Origin of the sequence: Streptomyces sp. NPDC026092, from assembly GCF_040638605.1 — a bacterium.
In the GTDB taxonomy this organism is placed as follows: Bacteria; Actinomycetota; Actinomycetes; order Streptomycetales; family Streptomycetaceae; genus Streptomyces.
In genome coordinates, this window is the sequence record NZ_JBEZYN010000005.1 from 361,232 (window position 1) to 381,488 (window position 20,257).

Here is a 20,257-nt window from a genome sequence, read left to right on the forward strand (position 1 = left end):
CACCACGCACCCCGTACTTGCCGGTAACCCGGACAACGAAAGGTTCAGGTGCCCCACCACATGACGCGAATACCTCGCCGCGCCGTAGCGCTCGTGCCCGTCCTCGCGCTCGCCGCAGGCCTCCAGTTGGCGGTCTCCCCCACAGCGCAGAGCGCCCCGGTCGTGGGCGATCTCCGCCTGGCCCCGACCTCGCTGGCCATCGAGAACAGCTGGATCGTGGTCCTGAAGGACGGCTCGACCCGCGCCGCGGACCTGGGCGTGACGCCGAAGCACCAGTACAGCAAGGTCCTCAAGGGCTTCTCGACCACCATGTCGAAGGACAGGGCCTCGGCGCTCGCCAAGGACCCGCGCGTGGCGTACGTCGAGCAGAACGCGACGGTCCACATGACCGAGACGCAGCCGGGAGCAACCTGGGGCCTGGACCGCGTGGACCAGCGGGACCTCCCCCTCTCGACGACGTACACGTACAACACGCAGGCGTCGAACGTGACGGCGTACATCATCGACACCGGAATCCGCACCTCGCACAGCGAGTTCGGCGGCCGGGCGACGGTGGGCACGGACACGGTCGGCGGCGGCCAGAACGGCCAGGACTGCCAGGGCCACGGCACGCACGTCGCGGGCACGGTCGGCGGCGCGAAGTACGGCGTCGCGAAGGGCGCGAAGCTGGTGGCGGTACGGGTCCTGGACTGCAACGGGTCCGGTTCGACGGCCGGGGTCATCGCGGGCGTCGACTGGGTCACGGCCAACGCGGTCAAGCCGGCGGTCGCCAACATGAGCCTGGGCGGAGGCGCGAACACCTCGCTCGACGACGCGGTGAAGCGCTCGATCGCGTCGGGCGTGACGTACGCGGTCGCGGCGGGCAACGGCAACTTCCTCGGCCTGCCGGCCCGGGCCTGCAACTACTCCCCGGCGCGCGTCCCCGAGGCGATCACGGTCGGCGCGACGGACTCCGCCGACAAGCGGGCCTCGTTCTCCAACTACGGCACGTGCGTGGACCTCTTCGCGCCGGGCGTCTCGATCACGTCGGCGTGGAAGGACAACGACACGGCGACGAACACGATCTCGGGCACGTCGATGGCCTCCCCGCACACGGCAGGCGTGGCGGCCCTCTACCTCTCGACCAACCCGACGGCAACCCCGGCCCAGGTCTCCACGGCCCTCGTCAACAACGCCACGCCCGGCAAGGTCGGCAACCCCCTCTCGGGCTCCCCGAACAAGCTCCTGCACTCCCTCTTCTAGCCGCCGAGCCGCCCGAGGAGCCCACCCTCCACCGGATACGGCACCTCCTCGGGCACCATCCGCTCGGCCTCGTCGAGCCGCCCCTCGCGCACCAGTGCGTGCACATCGTGCGCGAGGGCGGTGACGTCCCGTACGGAAACGATCCACTCATCGGCATACCGCCGCGAGGCCTCCCCGGAGAGCCCCAACTGCAGGGACCGATGAGGCAGGGCACCAAGACGCAGATCCCGCTCGGGATCCCACTGCACGCGAGCCGGTGACTCTCTCAACTCCCGCTTCCAAGCAGCCTGATCCGCATGGAACCCCCGCACGTAGTGCGACAGACAGGCGTGCCGCAGGGCCCACTCGAACCCCTCCCGCGTGATCTCCACGGCGAGAACGGTCTCCTGCCCCTCCTTGAGCCCCCACCCGCACCGGTACATCATCCACAGGAACGACGGCTTGACCCACGTCATCCGCTCCCGCTTCCACCCCCCGGGAAACCGCCCGTCCCGAGCGGCCGGCACCCCGATGGCGGGGTCGTACGCCTGATACACGGTCACCGTCGACTCGCTGTACTGGGCCCGGATCTGATACTTCGGCGGAACGACAGACATGGCCCCCAGGGTGCGCGGCAACGCGGCCGCGGGCCAGTCATTTACGCGGGCCGGCGGTGAGCCCGACCCGCACGGTGCCGGGCATGTCGATCCGCGCGGCCCACATCGGCGCGGGACTCTCCACCACAGCGGGGTCGGCCCTGACGTCCACAGGTCGGGCGGTGACGCGGGCTGCGAGCACGGCCCGCGTCAGCGGTCCGATGTCCGGCCGAGCCCCTGCCGCTCTGTTCGACTTGGCTCCCGCCGGAATGAGGAGAAGACTGGGAGGTGACGACTAGGACCACCAGAGGCCGATATGCCCTCTCGTTCCGAGCGGCACCACCCGATCGATTCGGCATCGTTGCCGGTACCCCACGTGAAGCGTGCAGGGGCTTTGGCGATTCTCTCCGTTGTTCTTCTCATTACCGCTGTCTGCGGTGTGGGTGGGATGCATCCGGCCTGGAATGCCAAGGAGAGCTGGCCCCCGTGGCTCGAGGCCGTGTCCGAGGGGTTCATGTGGTTCTTCGAAGGCGCCGCGCGGGTCGTGACGGGGGGCAAGAACGGAGCCGAACTGAGTCTCCGTCTGTTGTGCTTGCTGCTCCTGCTCTTCACCTTCATGACCGTGCGCCGTTGGATGCTCCAGCGCAACGCGTTCAAGCCCGGTCCGGTGGACGTGCAGCAACTTGTCTCCTCGACCACGGAAGGCGAACCGTGCCTGGAGGGTCTCACCGCCCAATTGCGTAAGCAGTTGTCGGAAACGAACCTCTATCCCCCGTCCGCGCTCCCCGCCGAATCCCCGGCGGAGAGCTTCCTCGACCTGCTCGGCGACATCGATCTCGAGCCGAAGAAGCTGGGGACGAGCATCCTGCGTCTGTTCAGTCGCCTTCGGCCGAAGGTCGCCTACACGGTGCGGGGAATTCTGCGCGTACGGACGGAGGAGCCCAGGTACGGCGTCACCGTCACCGTCACCTCCTATGCGTTGAGAGGCAGCCGCACAGAAACACGGTGGCAACCGACATGGGAGGAAGCGGTCCAGGCCGCAGGGTACTGGGTGATGGCCGCACTGGTGCCGGTCACCCAGGCGAGCCGGGGGGCGCCCTGGCAGGAATGGCGCGGCCGGAATCTCCCGCCCGAGCTGTTCGCCGCCTACCAGGAGGCGAGGGAGCTCAGCCAGGACCGGAAATTCGACGATGCCCTCGACCGCTATTACGCGGCACTACGGCTCGATCCCACCAACATTCACCTGCGCACTCAGATCGCGGGGACACAGGAGAAGTTGTGGTTGCATCTCGATGCTCTTGAGACGTACCACGGAGCGATCCTCCTGGACGGGCAGAGCAGAGAGGAGCGGAACACCCGCCTGAGCAGGGGAGCTTGGAATCCACGTCGATTCCTCTGCAAGCGTTACCGATGGTGGCGCAACGGCCTGCTCGAAGCGCGCTTCCGCTATGCCGTCGTGCTCGGTATGGCCGAACGTACCGCCTATCAGTGGTGCAGGCCGACCGTGGATCCCGCCGACTACCGCAAGTGCCCGCGGCGCGCGCACACCCGGAAGGAGATTCGCAAGTCACTGGCTCCCGCGCTCGTCGAGAGGTACTGGCGGTCGGTCGTCTATCTCACGCCGCCCGGAAGAAAGTGGCCCATTTACACCGAAGCGGATGCACGCGAGTGGCTCGAGGGCGCGCTGGGAGAGGAGGGTCTCGACGAGAAGACGGTCAGTCTGATATTTCAGCTTGCTTGCGAGGAGGAGATGTACCAACTCGCCTGCGACTACCCCATCCTCCGATTCCTCAAGCGTCCCGACAAGCGGCGGAGCAGAGGGCTCACATGGACATCCCTCCGACTCAATCGAGACGTGTGGGCGCGTCTGCGGCTGGGATGGGCCGTGGATCAGACCGCAGCAGGCAAGGTCAAGGGATTGCGCAATGACGTCCATTGGCCTGTGACGGCGGAGGAACTCACGAAGCGCGTGGAGCAGGCGCGAGGCTGGTGGATCTGGCGGCGGACGACGGAGCGGCTCAGGAGCTGGCGCCTGTGGCCGCCTCGGCCCTGGCAGGACAGGTACAACACGGCATGCGTCTACGCGGTGGCGATGAGCGGCCATACGGACGAGCGGAAGCGGGACGACCTCGCCGTGAAAGCCGTGGATGAACTCGAGGGTGCGGCGAGAGCGGACTTGAACAGCTATCACCCCCTCATGCGCTCCTGGCTGCTCACCGAGGATCCTGATCTCGAATGGCTGCGCCCGAGCCCCCGATTCGTACGCTTCGAACGCGAGACGTATCCCCATGAGGCGCCCGATCGCGACCGGCCACAGCGTCCGGTGTGGGCCGAGATGATGGCGTACGACCAGCAACTGCTGGGAGGCACCGCGCAGGTCATGGAACACACGTGGCGCCTGCGCGGGAAGCTCCTGCCCGCCGAGTCGCACCTGATCGCCCAGTGGTTCGTCACCGAGAAGCTGGTCTGGCAGTGCGTCCATCGGGTGGCCGCCAATCAAGGCCGGGACTGGCGCGACCGGGCGAAGCTCCTGCAGACCGTCCGGGCGCTCGCGGACTCGACACTGCTGGCGAAGTACGGCCTCCCGTCGAAGCTGCCCGAGCTGGACGACCTCCTGGACGAGGCGACGTGGTCCGACATCGGGGAGGCCAAGGAGAGCCTCAAGGGATTCGAGCGAATCGTCGAGGAGCGGCTGGCAGTTCTGAGCCGGGCGATCGGCGGGCCGTCCAACTCGCTGTCACCCATCCTCCGAAGCGATCAGTGGGTGGAGGCGGTCAAGCACAGCGGGACGTTCCCGAATTTCGTGATGCAGGCCGCGGTCCATCAGGCGTGTGCGGACTACGAGAGCACCTGGCGGGCGCTGCGTGACCAGCTCGATCCCGAGGACCATGAGTTGGCCTTCAGCCGAGCGTTGCACGGGCTCCATGAACCGGACGGGGTGTGGCGGCTCCTCGCCACGGTCAGGACCAGGGTGCCGGCCGGCTTCCGTCACGCCGGCTGACCTCGGCACAGGCGGATCGCCCCGGCACAGGAAGAGACCCCCGCCGGCCGAGCCGGCGGGGGTCAAGACGCGTGCGTCAGTGGTTGCGGGGGAAGCCCAGGTCCACGCCTGCGGGGGCCTCCGACGGGTCCGGCCAGCGGGTGGTGACCACCTTGCCGCGGGTGTAGAAGTGGATGCCGTCGTTGCCGTAGATGTGGTGGTCGCCGAAGAGGGAGTCCTTCCAGCCGCCGAAGCTGTGGTAGCCGACGGGGACCGGGATCGGGACGTTCACGCCGACCATGCCCGCCTGGATCTCCAGCTGGAAGCGGCGGGCCGCGCCGCCGTCGCGGGTGAAGATCGCGGTGCCGTTGCCGAACGGCGAGGCGTTGATGAGGGCCACGCCCTCCTCGTACGTCTCCGCGCGCAGCACGCACAGCACCGGGCCGAAGATCTCGTCCTGGTACGCCTTCGCCGACGTCGGGACCTTGTCCAGGAGGGACAGGCCGATCCAGTGGCCGTTCTCGTGGCCGTCGACCGTGTAGCCCGTGCCGTCGAGGACGACCTCGCAGCCCTCGTCGGCCGCGCCCTTCACGTACGAGGCGACCTTGTCGCGGTGGACGGCCGTGATGAGCGGGCCCATCTCGGAGGTCGGGTCGTTGCCGGGGCCGATCTTGATCTTCTCGGCGCGCTCGCGGATCTTGTCCACCAGCTCGTCGCCGATCGCGCCGACCGCCACGACCGCCGAGATCGCCATGCAGCGCTCACCGGCCGAGCCGTACGCCGCCGAGACCGCCGCGTCCGCCGCCGCGTCCAGGTCCGCGTCCGGGAGGACCAGCATGTGGTTCTTGGCGCCGCCGAGGGCCTGGACGCGCTTGCCCGCCGCCGAGGCCGTGGTGTGGATGTAGCGGGCGATCGGGGTCGAGCCCACGAAGGAGATCGCCGAGACGTCCGGGTGCTCCAGGAGGCGGTCCACCGCCACCTTGTCGCCGTGGACGACGTTGAAGACGCCCTCCGGCAGCCCCGCCTCCGCGAGCAGCTCCGCGATCTTCAGGGACGGCGAGGGGTCCTTCTCGCTCGGCTTGAGGATGAAGGTGTTGCCGCACGCGATGGCGAGCGGGAACATCCACATCGGCACCATCGCCGGGAAGTTGAACGGCGTGATGCCGGCCACGACACCCACCGGCTGGCGGATCGAGGCCACGTCGACGCGGTTCGACACCTGCGTCGACAGCTCGCCCTTGAGCTGGGTGGTGATGCCACAGGCCAGGTCGACGATCTCCAGACCGCGGGCGACCTCGCCCAGCGCGTCCGAGTGGACCTTGCCGTGCTCGGCGGTGATCAGCTCGGCGATCGCGTCCCGGTTGGCGTCGAGGAGCGCGCGGAACTTGAACAGGATCGTGGTGCGCTGTGCCAGGGACGCCGTGCCCCAGGTCTCGAACGCGGTCTTCGCGGCGGCCACCGCCGCGTCGACCTCGTCGACCGAGGCGAGCGCCACCTGCGTGGTCACGGCGCCGGTGGCCGGGTCGGTGACCGGGCCCCAGTTGCCCGACGCACCCTCGACGGTCTTGCCACCGATCCAGTGGTTGACGGTCTTCGTCATGACGAATTGCTCCTTCAGAGATGGCGGCGTCGGGCGGTGACGTGCCGGTCGTACTCCTCCCGGGCCTTGACCGCCGACGGGCGGGTCGAGGTCTCGGCCACGGGCACATCCCACCATGCCTGGGCGGGAGGCGGGCCCGACACAGTGTCTGCCGTTTCGGTCTCCACGTAGACACATGTGGGGACCGTGGACGACCGCGCGTCGGCGAGAGCTTCTCGCAGGTCACGTACGGTACGGGGGGTCAGTACGCGCATCCCGAGAGAGGCCGCGTTGGCCGCCAGGTCGACCGGGAGCGGCGCGCCGGTGAAACCGCCGTCCCTCGCCCGGAAGCGGTACGCGGTGCCGTAGCGCTCACCTCCCACCGCCTCGGAAAGCCCTCCGATGGACGCGTACCCATGGTTCTGCAGGATGACCACCTTCAGGGGCAGAGCCTGCTGGACGGCTGTCACGATCTCGGTGGGATTCATCAGGTATGTACCGTCGCCCACCAGCGCCCACACCGGTCTGCCCGGCGCGGCGATCGCCACGCCGATCGCCGCCGGGATCTCGTAGCCCATGCACGAGTACCCGTATTCGACGTGGTACTGGTCCGAGGACCGGGCCCGCCACAGCTTGTGGAGGTCGCCTGGGAGCGAGCCTGCCGCGTTGATCAGGATGTCGCCGGCGTCCACCAGAGTGTCGAGTGCGCCGAGGACCTGCGCCTGGGTCGGCCTGGCCTCCTCGTCGGCGGCGGTGTACGCGGCGGTGACCCGCTGCTCCCAGCGGAGCTTCTCCTCCGCGTACTCGTGTACGTAGTGCTCGGCGACATGGTGCGGGTCGAGCAGCGCGTGGAGGCCCTCAAGACCCTCGCGGGCGTCCGCGACCAGCGGCAGCGCGGCCATCTTGTGCGTCTCGAAGGCCGCGATGTTGAGGTTCACGAACCGGACGTCCGGGTGGGTGAACAGGGTTCCGGAGGCGGTGGTGAAGTCGGTCCAGCGCGTGCCGACGCCGATGACCACGTCGGCCGTGCGGGCCAGGTGGTCGGCGACCGCGGTGCCGGTGTGCCCGACGGCGCCGACGTCCTGCGGGTGGTCGTGGCGCAGGGCGCCCTTGCCGGCCTGGGTGGAGGCGACCGGGATGCCGGTCAGGGAGGCGAAGGTGTCGAGCGCCTCCTCGGCGCCGCTGTACTTGACGCCGCCGCCCGCGACGATCAGCGGCCGGGTCGCGCGGCCGATCGCGTCGGCCGCCGCCTCCAGCTCGGTGTCGTCCGGCACCGGCCTGCGCACCCGCCAGACCCGCTCGGCGAAGAACTCCTCCGGCCAGTCGTACGCCTCCGCCTGCACGTCCTGCGGCAGGGCCAGGGTGACCGCCCCCGTCCCGGCGGGGTCGGTGAGGGCCCGCGCGGCGGCGAGCGCGGCCGGGATCAGCGCCTCGGGGCGGGTGATCCGGTCGAAGTACACGGAGACCGGGCGCAGGCAGTCGTTGACCGACACATCGCCGGCGTACGGGACTTCCAGCTGCTGGAGGACCGGGTCGGCGGGGCGGCCGGCGAAGGTGTCGCCGGGCAGGAGCAGGACCGGGAGGCGGTTGATCGTGGCGAGCGCGGCGCCGGTGACGAGGTTGGTGGCGCCGGGGCCGATGGAGGTGGTCACGGCGTGCGCGGAGAGCCGGGTGGACTGGCGGGCGTAGCCGACGGCGGCGTGCACCATGGCCTGTTCGTTACGGCCCTGGAGGTACGGCATCTCGTCGGCGTACTCGACGAGTGCCTGGCCGATCCCGGCGACGTTCCCGTGGCCGAAGATGCCCCAGGTCGCGGCGATCAACCGGCGGCGGACGCCGTCGCGTTCGGTGTACTGCGCGGCGAGGAACCGCGTCAGGGCCTGTGCGACGGTCAGCGTGGTCACTGCGGCCTCACCTGTATCCCTCCGTGTGGTCCGGGTGGAAGCAGATCTTCCACTCCCGGTCCGGTCCTGGTCCGGCCATCACGTTCAGGTAGTACATGGCGTGGGCCGGCTGCGCGATCGACGGGCCGTGCCAGCCGTCGGGTACGAGGACGGCGTCGCCGGTGCGGACCTCGGCGAGCAGGTCGGCGCCGCCGGGCCGGGACGGGGAGATCCGCTGGTAGCCGACTCCGTCGCCGGCGATCTCGTAGTAGTAGATCTCCTCGAGCTCGGACTCGACGCCGGGGCGGTGCTCGTCGTGCTTGTGGGGCGGGTAGGAGGACCAGTTCCCGCCGGGGGTGATCACCTCGACGGCGATCAGACGGTCGGCCTCGAAGACGCCGGCGGCGGCGAAGTTCCGTACCTGCCGGGCCTGGTTGCCGCTGCCGCGGGCCTCGACGGGTACCTCCGGCGCGGGGCCGTAGCGGGCGGGGAGTCGTCGCTCGCACTTCGCTCCTGCCAAAGCGAAGCGGCCTCCCGCACCGGAGGCGATCTGGACCCGTGCGTCGCGGGGCACGTAGGCGAAGTCGGTCACTCCGCCGAACACGCTCTCGCGGCCCAGGAGTTGAAGCGTCTGGCCGTCGATCTGCACCGTACAGCCGCCGGTCAGCGGAAGTACGATCCACTCGCTTTCCCCGGTGTCCAGGAGATGGGTGGCTCCTGGAGCGAGGTCGAGGACGCGCAGTGCGGAGTGCTCCCAGCCGGCCCGCTCGGGGTCGACGTGGAGCGTGTACGGCCCGTGGGAGGCGCTCCCGGCGGGCAGATGGAGCCGGTGGTGCTGGTGGTGATCGTGGGGCTGGTGGTGATCGTTCACGCGTGCAGGGTCCTTCCTACCGTCTCGCGCAGCAGCCGCGCAGCGGTATCGACGGCTCCGGCCACATCGCCGTCCTCGGGGTAGAGCAGGGCGCGGCCGACGACCAGGCCCCGGACGGTGGGCAGGCGCAGCGCGGTGCGCCATTTCTCGTACGTGACGTCCTGGGCGTCCGGACCAGGACCCGGGTCTCCGCCGAGGAGGACGGTGGGGAGCGTGGTGGCCGCGAGGGCGCGGGCCATGTCCTCGGGGTGGTCGGTGACGGGGACCTTGAGCCAGGTGTAGGCGGAGGTGCCGCCGAGGCCGGAGGCGACGGCGAGGGAGGTGATGACGGCCTCGGCGGAGAGGTCGTTGTGGAGCCTGCCGTCGTGGTCGCGGTGGCAGAGGAAGGGCTCGACGAAGACGGGCAGGCCGAGGGCGGCCATCTCGTCGACGGTACGGGCGGCGGCGTGCAGGGTGTCGAGCGAACCGGGGTCGTCCGGGTCGATCCGCAGCAGCAGCTTGCCGGCGTCGAAGCCGAGCCGGGCGAGGTCCTGGGGGCGGTGGCCGGTGAAGCGGTCGTCGAGCTCGAAGGAGGCGCCGGCGAGGCCGCCGCGGTTCATCGAGCCGACGGCGAGGCGGTCGTCCAGGGCGCCGAGCAGGAGGAGGTCGTCGAGGATGTCGGCGGAGGCGAGGACGCCGTCGACGCCGGGCCGGGACAGCGCGAGCCGCAGCCGCCCGAGGAGGTCGGCGCGGTCGGCCATCGCGTACGGCCGCGCCCCGACCCCGAGGGCGCCCCGCGCGGGGTGGTCGGCGGCGACGATCAGCAGCCGGTCCCGCTCCGCCAACAGCCCCCGCGTCCGCCGCCGCGCCGCCGCCTCGGCCACAGCCTCGGGCCGCCGCGCCCGCACCCCGACCAGCCACTCGACGTCAACGGGTTCGGGCCCCCCGGCGACGGGCACGGCCCGCGCGAACCGCCTCGGCGGAGAAGGGTGTGCGGCGCGGCGGAGGGGGTCGGGGGCGGGGGTGTTGGGGGGCTCAGGGGTGCGCGGGGTTGCCCCGGAGCTGGTCGGGGTGTCCTTCTCCCCCGCGAACGGCGAGGGGTCGGAAGTGCTGGAGTGACCGGAGGGACCGGAAGGGACGGGCGGCGATGCCGCCTTCGGACCGCCCGCGCGGCGGTGGGCGGCTCGGGTGCGCCAGGTGTCGGCGGGGTCGTGGGTCATGGGGTGCGCTCCGGGAGCGTGCCGGTTCCGGTGGTGAGGGCCCGGTCGATCTCGTCGGCGTAGGGCATGGCCGGGGAGCAGGCGGGGCGGCCGGCCACGATGGCGCCCGCCGCGTTGGCCCGGCGCAGGGTGCGGTCCAGGTCCCAGCCGGCGAGCAACCCGTCGCAGAGCGCCCCGCCGAACGCGTCGCCCGCGCCGAGGCCGTTGACCACGTCGACCGGCAGGGGCGCGACCTCCGCGCCCTCCCCGTCGGCCGACAGGGCGAGGACGCCCTTGGGGCCCTGCTTGACGACCGCTAGCCGTACCCCGGCGGCGAGCAGCGCGCGGGCCGCCGCGTACGGCTCGCGCTCCCCCGTCGCGACCTCGCACTCGTCCAGGTTCCCGACGGCGACCGTGGCCGAGGCCAGGGCCTCCCGGTAGAGCGGTCCCGCCTCGGCGGGGTCGGGCCAGAGCGTCGGACGCCAGTCCAGGTCGAGCACCGTCAAGTCCGCGCCGCCACGCTCCCGCAGCGCGCCCAGCGTCGCCGTCCGGCTCGGCTCGACGCTCAGCCCCGTCCCGGTCACCCAGAACGCCCGGGCCGCCCGGATCGCCGCGAGGTCCAGCTCCTCCGGGCGGATCTCCAGGTCCGGCGCCTTGGGCTGCCGGTAGAAGTGGATCGGGAAGTCGTCGGGCGGGAAGATCTCGCAGAACGTGACCGGCGTCGGATACTCCCCGACCGCCGTCACCCACCGGTCGTCGACCCCGAAGCCCCGCAGCTCCTGGTGCAGGTACTCCCCGAACGGGTCCGCCCCCGTCCGGCTCACCAGCGCCGTCCGCCGGCCGAGCCGCGCCGCCGCGACGGCGACGTTCGCGGGCGAACCGCCCAGGAACTTCCCGAAGGTCTCCACCCGGGCCAGCGGAACACCGACCTGGAGCGGGTAGAGGTCCACCCCGAGGCGCCCCATCGTGATCAGCTCGTACGGCTCCGGCTCCGCATCCACGCGCGCCACCTCTCACCTCGGCCCCGCACCCAGGTCTAGCCGTCCGCCCCGAACCCTGTCAACGCTATGTCCTTACATTCGGACGAGCGTCGCGACGCGTCTTGACCGTCGTTCCGGGCGCGGTCAAGGTGGCTGTCATGACGAAGCCGTCGCCGCTGTCCCGTATCCGTATCGGCTCCGCCCCGGACTCCTGGGGTGTCTGGTTCCCCGACGACCCCCGGCAGGTCCCCTGGCAGCGCTTCCTCGACGAGGTCGCCGAAGCCGGCTACGCGTGGATCGAGCTCGGCCCGTACGGCTATCTCCCCACCGATCCCGCCGTCCTGGCCGAGGAGACGGGCCGCCGGGGCCTGCGGGTCTCGGCGGGCACGGTCTTCACCGGGCTGCACCACGGCCCGGCCGTCTGGGAGAAGACCTGGGCCCATGTCGCGGACAACGCGGCGCTCGCGCGGGCGATGGGCGCCGAGCACCTGGTCGTCATCCCGTCCTTCTGGCGGGACGACAAGACGGGCGAGGTCCTGGAGGATCGCACGCTCACCCCCGAACAGTGGCGCGATCTCACCGGTCTGACCGAGCGTCTGGGCCGGGAGGTCCGGGACCGCTTCGGGCTGCGGATCGTCGTCCACCCGCACGCGGACACCCACATCGACAGCGAGGAGAACGTGGCCCGGTTCCTCGACGCCACCGACCCGGACCTGGTCTCCCTCTGCCTGGACACCGGGCACTACGCGTACTGCGGCGGCGACAGCGTCAAGCTGATCGAGACGTACGGCGAACGCATCGGCTACCTCCACCTCAAGCAGGTCGACCCGGAGGTCCTCGCCGGGGTGATCGCCGACGAGGTGCCGTTCGGCCCGGCCGTGGCCCGGGGCGTGATGTGCGAGCCGCCCTCGGGCGTGCCCGCCCTGGAACCGGTCCTGGCGGCGGCGCAGGCGCTCGACGTGGAGCTCTTCGCCATCGTCGAGCAGGACATGTACCCGTGCGAGCCCGACAAGCCCTACCCCATCGCGGTCCGCACCCGCCGCTTCCTGCGCTCCTGCGGAGCGTAGGAACCGCCGAAGCGCCTTCCGCCACGCCGATGTGACCATGCGTCACCTACGTCACATCCGTCCTCCTGTCGTCACACATGTCTCCATTACGCGGGCTTTACGTCACAGCCGTTCGACAGCCGCTCTCCTCCCGTTGGAAGGGGTCGTTGCAGGGGGCACAGGCTCAGTGATCGCCAGCGTCCGCCCCGCAGCTCCCCCGAACGGCACCCCCGCCGCGCCGCTGCGAGGCGGGCAGGGAGGTGCCACCCATGACGGACCGACGGCTCTGGTCGTACAAGGACATCGCCGCGCACATCAAGGTGCAGCCGGACACCGTCCGCTCCTACCGGAAGCACGGCCTCCTGCCACCGCCGGACCATGTCGAGTCGGGCAAGCCCTTCTGGTACGCCGACACGATCCACTCCTGGGTGGCCAACCGCCCCGGCAACCGGAACCGCCGGGACTGATCCGTCAGCCTCCGACGGGCTCCTTGTCCCGTTCGGCCACCGGCGCGGGGGGCGGCGTCGCCGGGGCGCCGCCCTCGCTTATCCCGAACCGGTCGTGGAAGCGGCGCAACGGACCCGGCGCCCACCAGGTCAGCCGGCCGGTCAGCTTCATCACGGAGGGCACGAGCAGGCTGCGGACCACCATCGCGTCCATCAGCACCGCGAGCGCGACCCCGAGGCCCAGCATCTTGGTGTTGGTCACCCGGGAGGTGCCGATGGCCACCATGACGACGGCGAGGATCACGGCGGCGGCGGTGATGAGGCCGCCGGTGCGGCGCAGCCCGAAGCGGACCGCGTGGTCGTGGTCGCCCGTCGCGTCGTACTCCTCCTTGATCCGGGAGAGCAGGAACACGCCGTAGTCCATGGAGAGTCCGAAGGCGACGCAGAACATCAGCACCGGCAGGTTCGTCTCGATGTCGCCGGTCGGGGTGAAACCGAGCAGCCCGGAGAGGTGCCCCTCCTGGAAGACCCAGACGAGCGCGCCGAACATCGCCGTGAGGCTGAGGGCGTTGAGGACGACGGCCTGGATCGGGATCACCACACTGCCGGTCAGCAGGAAGACCAGGACCAGGGTGACGATCACGACGATCGCCAGCGCCCAGGGCAGCCGGTCGGCGATGGCGTCCTTGGAGTCGACGAGCACGGCCGCCTGGCCGGTCACCGAGGTGTCGAACGGGGCGGGCGTGGCCCGCAGTTCACCCACCACGCGCTGGGCGGTCTCGCCGACGCCCTCGCCCTCCGGCACCACGGTGAAGTACGCGTGGTTCCCCGCGCCGCCGCCCGTGCCGGCGGTCACGGGGCCGTCCACCCGGACGATCCCGTCGAGGGCCTGGATCCGCTCGCGGTACCCGGCGTACGCGTCCGGGGTGGCGCCGCCCTCGGCGAGGACGGTGAGCCCGCCGCCGGGGCGGCCGGGGAAGCCCGCGCGCAGTTCGTCCTGGACCACCCGGGACTCGGCGGTGGTGGGCAGCTGGCGGTCGTCCACCGTGCCGAAGTTCACGCCCAGGAAGGGCAGTCCGAGGAGGATCAGACCCGTGGCCGTGGCCACGGCGAACACCGGCGCCCGCCGCATGACGAGCGCCGCCGTCCGCGCCCACCCGGCCCCGGCCTCGCCGTCCTCCGTGCTCTTGCCCTCCGGCCCCGAAGCGGCGCGGCGGCGGAACAGGCGGCGCAGGTCGAGCGCGTTGACCCGGTCGCCGAGCAGCAGCAGCGCTGCGGGCAGCAGGATCAGCGCGGCCGCCGCCGCGAGCAGCACGACCGCGATGCCCGCGTAGGCGAAGGAGCGCAGGAAGTACTGCGGGAAGACGAGCATCGCGGCGAGCGAGACGGCGACGGTGAGCGCCGAGAACATGACCGTCCGCCCGGCGGTGCGCAGCGTGATGCCGATCGCGGTCCGGGGTTCGGCCCCGGCGGCGAGCTCCTCGCGGAAGCGGCGGACCACGAACAGGGCGTAGTCGATGGCGAGTCCGAGCCCGAGGGCGGTGGTGAGGTTCTGCGCGAAGACCGAGACGTCGGTGAACTCCGTGAGACCGCGCAGCACCGCGTTCGTCCCCAGGATGGCCACGATGCCGATCCCCAACGGGAGCAGGGCGGCGACGGCGCTGCCGAAGACCATGACGAGCAGGACGAGCGTCACGGGCAGGGCGATCAGCTCGGCGCGCAGCAGGTCCTCCTGGATGACCGTCTGCATCTCGTGCTGCACGGCCAGCGGACCGCCGAGGGAGACCTCGACCGGCCCGCGCGTCCCCCGGTACTCCGGGGCGATCCGCTCCAGGATCTCGCCGGCCGCCTTCTCGTCGCCCTCGACCCGGGCGGCGATCACGGCCTGCCGGCCGTCCTCGGAGCGCAGGGCCGGGGCGCCGGTCCCCCAGTACGAGCCGATGCCGCTCACACCCGGCTCCGCGTCGAGCCGCTCGGCGAGCCGACGGGCCTCGGCGGCCACGGCGGGATCGTCGACCTTGCCCTTCCCCGCGTCCACGAGGAGCAGCAGGTTGGGCTGGGAGGCGGGGAACTCCCGCTCCAGGACCTGGGTCGCGTACGTGGATTCGGCGTCCGGGTCCTCCCAGCCGCCGCTGCCCATCCGGTCGGCGACACCGCCACCCGCGAGGACGGCGAGCGCGGTGATCACGAGCGCGACCAGCAGGGACATCCGCGGCCGCGCCGTCACGAACCGCGTCCACGCCCCGTCCCTGGGGCTGCCCGCAGGCCCACCCGGCGACCGGCCCACCGACCCAACCGGAGAACCCCCCCGGCGGACCCGCCTGATCAGGCGATGCTTTCTTGACTTCGGCCATGACGCCGTGTCCCCTTCACCTGACCCGTGCGCTCCGCTCCCCGGCAGGCCGCATGGGTCGACCATTGCCATAAACTGGCAAACACGAGCGACCGCTCGCGTTTTCCAAGAATGCGAGCGACCACTCGCGTTTGTCAATCGCGTCGAGGAGGCTGTGGACAGCCATGTCCGAAGAACCGAAGCCGCGCCGCCGCCAGGCCCGCGGCGAGCGCCGCATCGCGCAGCTGCTCCAGGCCGCCGCGAACGTCTTCTGCGCGCAGGGGTACACAGCGACCAGCACCAACGCCATCGCCCGCGAGGCGCACGTCTCGCCGGGCACGCTCTACCAGTACTTCCCCAACAAGGAAGCCATCGCGATCGAGCTCGGCGACCGCCTCCTGCACGAGATGCGGGAGGCCCACGGTCAGGCCTTCACGCCGGAGAACCTCGCGCTGCCGCTGCCCGAGATGCTCGACGCCGTCGTCGACCCGATGATCGAGTTCAACTGCCAGAACCCGGCCTTCCTCGCCCTGATGCACGGCTCCGAGGTCCCCGGCCGGATCGCCGAGGAACACGACGCCCTGCACGTCTCCCTCCTGGCCCGCATCCGGGACCTGCTGGGCCACTACATCCCGGACATGCCGGAGGCGGAGCGTGCCCTCGTCGCCGACATGACCTTCGCCGTCTTCAAGGGCGGCCTCGCCCTGGTCCTCGCCGCGCCCGAGGGCCCGGAGCGGGACGCCGCCTCCGCCGAGCTGAAGCGGGTGCTCTTCCGCTACCTCGACCCGATCGTCGGGGCGGTCGTCGGCTCGGTCGTCGGCCCGGTCGTCGACTCGGCCCTCGACCCCGGGAAGACCGTCACCACGACTCCGACCCCCTGATCGCGTCCTTCGGCAGGGTCTTCTCGCCCGCCCCCGCCCGGATCTTCAGCGCGACGAGCGGGAAGACGAGGACCGAGAGCATCCCGGCCCCGACCAGCGCCGCCGCCTCGCCCGCCGAGAGCGCCTTGTCGTCCACGCCGATGGTGGTGATCGCGACGACGAGCGGCAGGGCCGTGGACTCGTAGAGCACGAGAGCTCCGCGCGCCTTGCGCGTCAGGTCGCGGGGGGCCAGGAACCAGACCGGGCCGCCGCGCACCACCAGGAACAGCAGCAGGAAGAGCGGCAGCAGGAGCAGCGTCCGGCCGCCGTCGAGCAGCGAGGCCAGGTCGAACTCGATACCGGTGACGATGAAGAAGACCGGCACCAGGAAGCCGAAGCCGACCGCCTCGACCTTCTCCAGGATCGCCGGGCCCGCCTCCGGCGCGGCACCGGTCAGGACGAGCCGGGTGATCATTCCGGCGGCGAACGCGCCGAGCAGCACGTCGAGCCCGAGGGCCTGCGAGGCGCCCAGCATCAGCGCGAGCAGCAGGAAGACGAAGCGGACCGCGAACTGGCCGCTGGTGTGCAGGGTCTTGCGGATGACCGTCGAGAACCACGGCGGCCGCGGCCTGAGCGCCCAGAAGACGGCCCCCGCCGTGAGCGCCGCGAAGACGGCGAGCAGCGCCGTGGACTCGGCCGCGCCCCGGCCGCTCAGGAGCAGCGCCATCGCGATGATCGGCCCGAACTCCCCCACCGCGCCGAAGGCCATCACCACCGAGCCGAACCGGCCCTGCAGCTCGCCCGCGTCGCGCAGCACCGGCAGGACGGTGCCGAGCGCGGTGCTGGTGAGCGCCACACCGATGAAGACGCCGTTGTGGAAGCCGTCACCGAGGAGCACCCCGGTCCCGAGGCCGAGCGCCAGGGCGATCAGCCACGCCCACACCGAGCGCTTGAGGGTGTCGCCCCGTACCTTCCCGAACTCGATCTCGTACCCCGCGAGGAAGATCAGCATCGCGAGCCCGAGCTGCGAGAGTCCGTCGACGAGGGCGTCCGTGTGCGCCCAGCCGAGGACGTCGGGGCCGATCAGGATGCCGAGCAGGATCTCGAAGATGACGAGCGGGACGGGCAGCCGGCGCCCCGCCGCGTGGGCGAGCAGCGGCGCCAGGACGGCGATCGACATGATCAGGATCAACGTGGTCCCCGAATGCGACATATCGGGTATCTATCACCCTTGGCGCCCCGGCGCGCAGGGTGACCTCCCCGAACCCACGTCGCATCGCCACCGGAGTGGAATTTATACCCCCTAGGGGTATAAGCTGTGTTTCAGTACGAGTCCGCACCAGCACGCCCTCGAAGAGGAGACCGTCATGACCGCCGAGACGACGACCGAACTCACCACCGTGTACCAGGTCAAGGGAATGACCTGCGGGCACTGCGAGGGCGCGGTCTCCAGCGAGATCTCCGAGATCGCCGGGGTCTCCTCCGTCAAGGCCGTGGCCTCCACCGGCCAGGTCACCGTGGTCTCCGAGACCGCCCTCGACGTGGAGGACGTCCGCGCCGCCGTCGACGAGGCCGGCTACGAGCTCGTCGACCAGGCCTAGGGCCCCTGGAGCCTCTCGTCCGGACCGACTCCCGAACCACCCCCGCAGGGCCGTACCGTTGACCGGTACGGCCCTGCTCCCCTTTGGAACCGCACATGACTCCGAGCACCGCGACCGCCACCGAGACGACCGAGCTCGTCATCGGCGGGATGACCTGCGCCTCCTGCGCCGCCCGCGTCGAGAAGAAGCTCAACCGGATGGAAGGCGTCACGGCGACCGTCAACTACGCGACGGAGAAGGCACGGATCGCGCACCCGCCGGAGACCGCCGTCGCCGATCTGATCGCCACGGTCGTCAAGACCGGATACACCGCCGAGGAGCCCGCGCCGCCGGCCCCGGGCCCCGAGGACACCCCGGAGGGCACTCGGGCGCAGGACCCCGAACTGACCGCGCTCCGCCGCCGCCTGACGGTCTCGGCCGTGCTGTCGGCTCCGGTCGTGCTGCTCGCGATGGTCCCGGCCCTCCAGTTCGACAACTGGCAGTGGCTCTCCCTGACCCTCGCCGCGCCGGTCGTCGTCTGGGGCGGGCTGCCGTTCCATCGCGCCGCCTGGACCAACCTCCGGCACGGCGCGGCGACCATGGACACCCTGGTCTCCGTCGGCACGCTGGCCGCCTTCGGCTGGTCGCTGTGGGCGCTGTTCTTCGGCGACGCGGGCATGCCGGGCATGCGCCACGGCTTCGACCTCACCGTCGACCGCGGCGAAGGCGCGTCCGCGATCTACCTGGAGGTCGCGGCCGGGGTCATCACCTTCATCCTCCTCGGCCGCTATCTGGAGGCCCGCGCCAAACGGAAGGCCGGCTCGGCGCTGCGCGCCCTGATGGAGCTCGGCGCCAAGGACGTGGCCGTTCTGAGGGGAGGTACGGAGGTACGGGTGCCGGTGGCCGAGCTGCGGGCCGGCGACCGCTTCGTGGTCCGCCCCGGCGAGAAGATCGCCACCGACGGCACGGTCGTGGAGGGCGCCTCCGCGGTGGACGCCTCCCTGCTCACCGGCGAGTCCGTCCCGGTCGACGTGACGGCAGGCGACCCGGTCACCGGCGGCTGCCTCAACACCTCCGGACGGCTCGTCGTCGAGGCGACCCGGGTCGGCGCGGACACCCAGCTGGCCCGGATGGCGAAGCTGGTCGAGGACGCCCAGAACGGCAAGGCCGAGGTGCAGCGCCTCGCCGACCGGATCTCGGCCGTCTTCGTGCCCGTCGTCCTCTACATCGCCCTCGCCACCCTGCTGACCTGGCTGTTCGTGGTCGAGGACACCACCGGCGCGTTCACCGCCGCCGTCGCCGTACTGATCATCGCCTGCCCCTGCGCCCTGGGTCTCGCGACCCCGACCGCGCTCATGGTCGGAACCGGGCGCGGCGCGCAGCTCGGCATCCTGATCAAGGGGCCCGAGGTCCTGGAGTCCACCCGGCGCGTCGACACGGTCGTGCTCGACAAGACGGGCACGGTCACGACCGGCCGGATGCGGCTGACGAAGGTGTACGCGTACGAGGGCGTGGACGAGGCCGAGCTGCTGCGCCTCGCGGGCGCCCTGGAGCACGCCTCCGAGCACCCGGTGGCCCGGGCGGTCGCGGCCGGCGCCGCCGAGAAGCTCGGCGAGCTGCCCGTACCGGAGTCCTTCGCGAACGTGCCCGGCCTCGGGGTGCGCGGCACGGTCGAGGGCCACGCCGTCCTGGTGGGCCGATCGGCGCTCCTGGCGGCCGAGGGCATCGAGGTGCCCGGAGTGCCGGAGCCGGGGGCCGTACAGGTCGCCTGGGACGGGCGGGCGCGCGGGGCGCTCACGGTCGCCGACGCCGTCAAGGAGACCAGCGCAGAGGCGGTCACGCGGCTGCGGGCGCTGGGCCTGACGCCGGTCCTGCTGACCGGCGACGGGCGGGCGGTGGCCGAGACGGTGGCGGCGGAGGTCGGCATCGACGCGGACCGGGTCTTCGCCGAGGTCCTGCCGGAGGAGAAGGTCGAGGTGGTCCGCCGCCTCCAGGCGGAGGGCCGGACGGTCGCGATGGTCGGGGACGGCGTGAACGACGCCGCCGCGCTCGCCACCGCCGATCTGGGCCTGGCGATGGGCACCGGGACGGACGCCGCGATCGAGGCGAGCGATCTGACGCTGGTCCGCGGGGACCTGCGGGTGGCTGCGGACGCCATCCGGCTCGCCCGCCGGACCCTGGCGACGATCAAGGGAAACCTGGGATGGGCGTTCGGTTACAACGTGGCGACGCTCCCGCTGGCCGCCCTCGGCCTGCTGAACCCGATGATCGCCGGATTGGCCATGGCCTTTTCGTCCGTCTTTGTCGTGACAAACAGCCTGCGACTTCGGCGCTTCACGTGAATTCACCTACACGTGACGCACAGGACCTTCACAAAGAGACCTAGATCACAGATATTTAGGGGTAACCATTCGGGCCGTTCGCGAGTCTAAGTGGGCGATGCCAAGAACGTCTTGGGGGACGTTCATGGGATGTCTTGGGGGACGTCTCAGGCAGCAGCGTTGGCCGGGGCACGTGCACCGGGGAGCTTTGAGCGGCCCTCCCGTACGTACGTACCCCGGCAGACCGCCCGCGTAGCTTCTGCTGAACCCGGCAGACGCCCGGCCCGGATCCCGTGGGGGGAATCCGCACCGGGGATATGGAAAGCGCCCCGCTCGTCGACCCGTGGGGGGATCGACAGCGGGGCGCTTTTCGTTGCGCGGCGG

15 protein-coding genes are annotated in these 20,257 nt (G+C 71.2%); 7 read left to right on the forward strand and 8 right to left on the reverse strand.

Annotated features, from left to right (window positions below):
* Positions 1 to 60: 60 nt before the first annotated feature.
* Entirely contained in the window at positions 61 to 1,242 is a 1,182-nt protein-coding gene (locus AB0F56_RS11110) for a S8 family peptidase (protein WP_362006853.1), read from the forward strand.
* On the opposite strand, the gene AB0F56_RS11115 is transcribed toward AB0F56_RS11110, so the two are convergent.
* The gene (locus tag AB0F56_RS11115) at positions 1,239 to 1,838 is read right to left on the reverse strand and encodes a DUF4291 domain-containing protein (RefSeq protein ID WP_362006854.1); all 600 of its coding nucleotides are present in this window, start codon (positions 1,836 to 1,838) and stop codon (positions 1,239 to 1,241) included. The two genes, AB0F56_RS11110 and AB0F56_RS11115, sit on opposite strands and share 4 nt — an antisense overlap.
* A 373-nt stretch (positions 1,839 to 2,211) precedes the next feature.
* Between AB0F56_RS11115 and AB0F56_RS11120 the strand changes: the two genes are divergently transcribed.
* Positions 2,212 to 4,818, forward strand: a complete 2,607-nt coding sequence (locus tag AB0F56_RS11120) for a hypothetical protein (protein WP_362006855.1) — start codon at positions 2,212 to 2,214, stop codon at positions 4,816 to 4,818.
* A 76-nt stretch (positions 4,819 to 4,894) separates the two neighbouring features.
* Here AB0F56_RS11120 and mmsA read toward each other — a convergent pair whose 3' ends face one another.
* The 5 genes from mmsA to iolC all read right to left on the reverse strand — a co-directional run bounded on the left by mmsA (position 4,895) and on the right by iolC (position 11,309).
* Positions 4,895 to 6,397, reverse strand: a complete 1,503-nt coding sequence (mmsA, locus tag AB0F56_RS11125) for a CoA-acylating methylmalonate-semialdehyde dehydrogenase (protein WP_362006858.1) — start codon at positions 6,395 to 6,397, stop codon at positions 4,895 to 4,897.
* Between the two features lie 14 nt (positions 6,398 to 6,411).
* Positions 6,412 to 8,280, reverse strand: a complete 1,869-nt coding sequence (gene iolD, locus AB0F56_RS11130) for a 3D-(3,5/4)-trihydroxycyclohexane-1,2-dione acylhydrolase (decyclizing) (protein ID WP_362006861.1) — start codon at positions 8,278 to 8,280, stop codon at positions 6,412 to 6,414.
* A gap of 7 nt (positions 8,281 to 8,287) precedes the next feature.
* Entirely contained in the window at positions 8,288 to 9,130 is an 843-nt protein-coding gene (gene iolB / locus AB0F56_RS11135) for a 5-deoxy-glucuronate isomerase (protein ID WP_362006863.1), read from the reverse strand.
* Complete coding sequence (locus tag AB0F56_RS11140; protein WP_362006969.1) at positions 9,127 to 10,068, reverse strand: deoxyribose-phosphate aldolase; 942 nt, start codon at positions 10,066 to 10,068, stop codon at positions 9,127 to 9,129. The genes iolB and AB0F56_RS11140 overlap by 4 nt, the downstream gene beginning before the upstream one ends.
* Before the next feature lie 257 nt (positions 10,069 to 10,325).
* Positions 10,326 to 11,309, reverse strand: coding sequence for a 5-dehydro-2-deoxygluconokinase (iolC, locus tag AB0F56_RS11145; RefSeq protein ID WP_362006865.1), 984 nt, complete (start codon positions 11,307 to 11,309; stop codon positions 10,326 to 10,328).
* Positions 11,310 to 11,446: 137 nt separating this feature from the next.
* Here iolC and AB0F56_RS11150 point away from each other — a divergent pair, with 137 nt between their 5' ends.
* Both AB0F56_RS11150 and AB0F56_RS11155 read left to right on the forward strand, forming a co-directional pair.
* Positions 11,447 to 12,355, forward strand: a complete 909-nt coding sequence (locus AB0F56_RS11150) for a sugar phosphate isomerase/epimerase (RefSeq protein ID WP_362006867.1) — start codon at positions 11,447 to 11,449, stop codon at positions 12,353 to 12,355.
* Between the two features lie 248 nt (positions 12,356 to 12,603).
* Positions 12,604 to 12,801 carry a MerR family transcriptional regulator gene (locus AB0F56_RS11155; protein ID WP_362006869.1) on the forward strand — a complete coding sequence of 66 codons (198 nt, stop codon included), beginning with the start codon at positions 12,604 to 12,606 and terminating at the stop codon, positions 12,799 to 12,801.
* 4 nt (positions 12,802 to 12,805) lie between these two features.
* Here the strand turns inward: AB0F56_RS11155 and AB0F56_RS11160 are convergent, their stop codons facing one another.
* Entirely contained in the window at positions 12,806 to 14,989 is a 2,184-nt protein-coding gene (locus tag AB0F56_RS11160; protein WP_362006972.1) for an MMPL family transporter, read from the reverse strand.
* A 308-nt stretch (positions 14,990 to 15,297) separates the two neighbouring features.
* Between AB0F56_RS11160 and AB0F56_RS11165 the strand changes: the two genes are divergently transcribed.
* The gene (locus AB0F56_RS11165) at positions 15,298 to 15,993 is read left to right on the forward strand and encodes a TetR/AcrR family transcriptional regulator (RefSeq protein WP_362006870.1); all 696 of its coding nucleotides are present in this window, start codon (positions 15,298 to 15,300) and stop codon (positions 15,991 to 15,993) included.
* Here the strand turns inward: AB0F56_RS11165 and AB0F56_RS11170 are convergent.
* Positions 15,971 to 17,185 (reverse strand): cation:proton antiporter, encoded by a 1,215-nt coding sequence (locus AB0F56_RS11170; protein WP_362006873.1) that lies wholly within the window; start codon positions 17,183 to 17,185, stop codon positions 15,971 to 15,973. The genes AB0F56_RS11165 and AB0F56_RS11170 overlap by 23 nt on opposite strands.
* A 154-nt stretch (positions 17,186 to 17,339) precedes the next feature.
* Between AB0F56_RS11170 and AB0F56_RS11175 the strand changes: the two genes are divergently transcribed.
* Positions 17,340 to 17,573: a cation transporter gene (locus tag AB0F56_RS11175; RefSeq protein WP_362006875.1), complete on the forward strand. Its 234-nt coding sequence runs from the start codon at positions 17,340 to 17,342 to the stop codon at positions 17,571 to 17,573.
* A gap of 95 nt (positions 17,574 to 17,668) precedes the next feature.
* Entirely contained in the window at positions 17,669 to 19,894 is a 2,226-nt protein-coding gene (locus tag AB0F56_RS11180) for a heavy metal translocating P-type ATPase (RefSeq protein ID WP_362006877.1), read from the forward strand.
* The last annotated feature ends 363 nt before the right edge of the window (positions 19,895 to 20,257 follow it).

Coding starts and splice junctions, on each gene's coding strand:
- AB0F56_RS11155 (WP_362006869.1), top strand. CDS start 12,604: ATGACGGACCGACGGCTCTGGTCGTACAAGGACATCGCCGCGCACATC.
- AB0F56_RS11160 (WP_362006972.1), bottom strand. CDS start 14,989: ATGTCCCTGCTGGTCGCGCTCGTGATCACCGCGCTCGCCGTCCTCGCG.
- AB0F56_RS11180 (WP_362006877.1), top strand. CDS start 17,669: ATGACTCCGAGCACCGCGACCGCCACCGAGACGACCGAGCTCGTCATC.
- AB0F56_RS11175 (WP_362006875.1), top strand. CDS start 17,340: ATGACCGCCGAGACGACGACCGAACTCACCACCGTGTACCAGGTCAAG.
- mmsA (WP_362006858.1), bottom strand. CDS start 6,397: ATGACGAAGACCGTCAACCACTGGATCGGTGGCAAGACCGTCGAGGGT.
- AB0F56_RS11150 (WP_362006867.1), top strand. CDS start 11,447: ATGACGAAGCCGTCGCCGCTGTCCCGTATCCGTATCGGCTCCGCCCCG.
- AB0F56_RS11170 (WP_362006873.1), bottom strand. CDS start 17,185: ATGTCGCATTCGGGGACCACGTTGATCCTGATCATGTCGATCGCCGTC.
- AB0F56_RS11110 (WP_362006853.1), top strand. CDS start 61: ATGACGCGAATACCTCGCCGCGCCGTAGCGCTCGTGCCCGTCCTCGCG.
- AB0F56_RS11165 (WP_362006870.1), top strand. CDS start 15,298: ATGTCCGAAGAACCGAAGCCGCGCCGCCGCCAGGCCCGCGGCGAGCGC.
- AB0F56_RS11115 (WP_362006854.1), bottom strand. CDS start 1,838: ATGTCTGTCGTTCCGCCGAAGTATCAGATCCGGGCCCAGTACAGCGAG.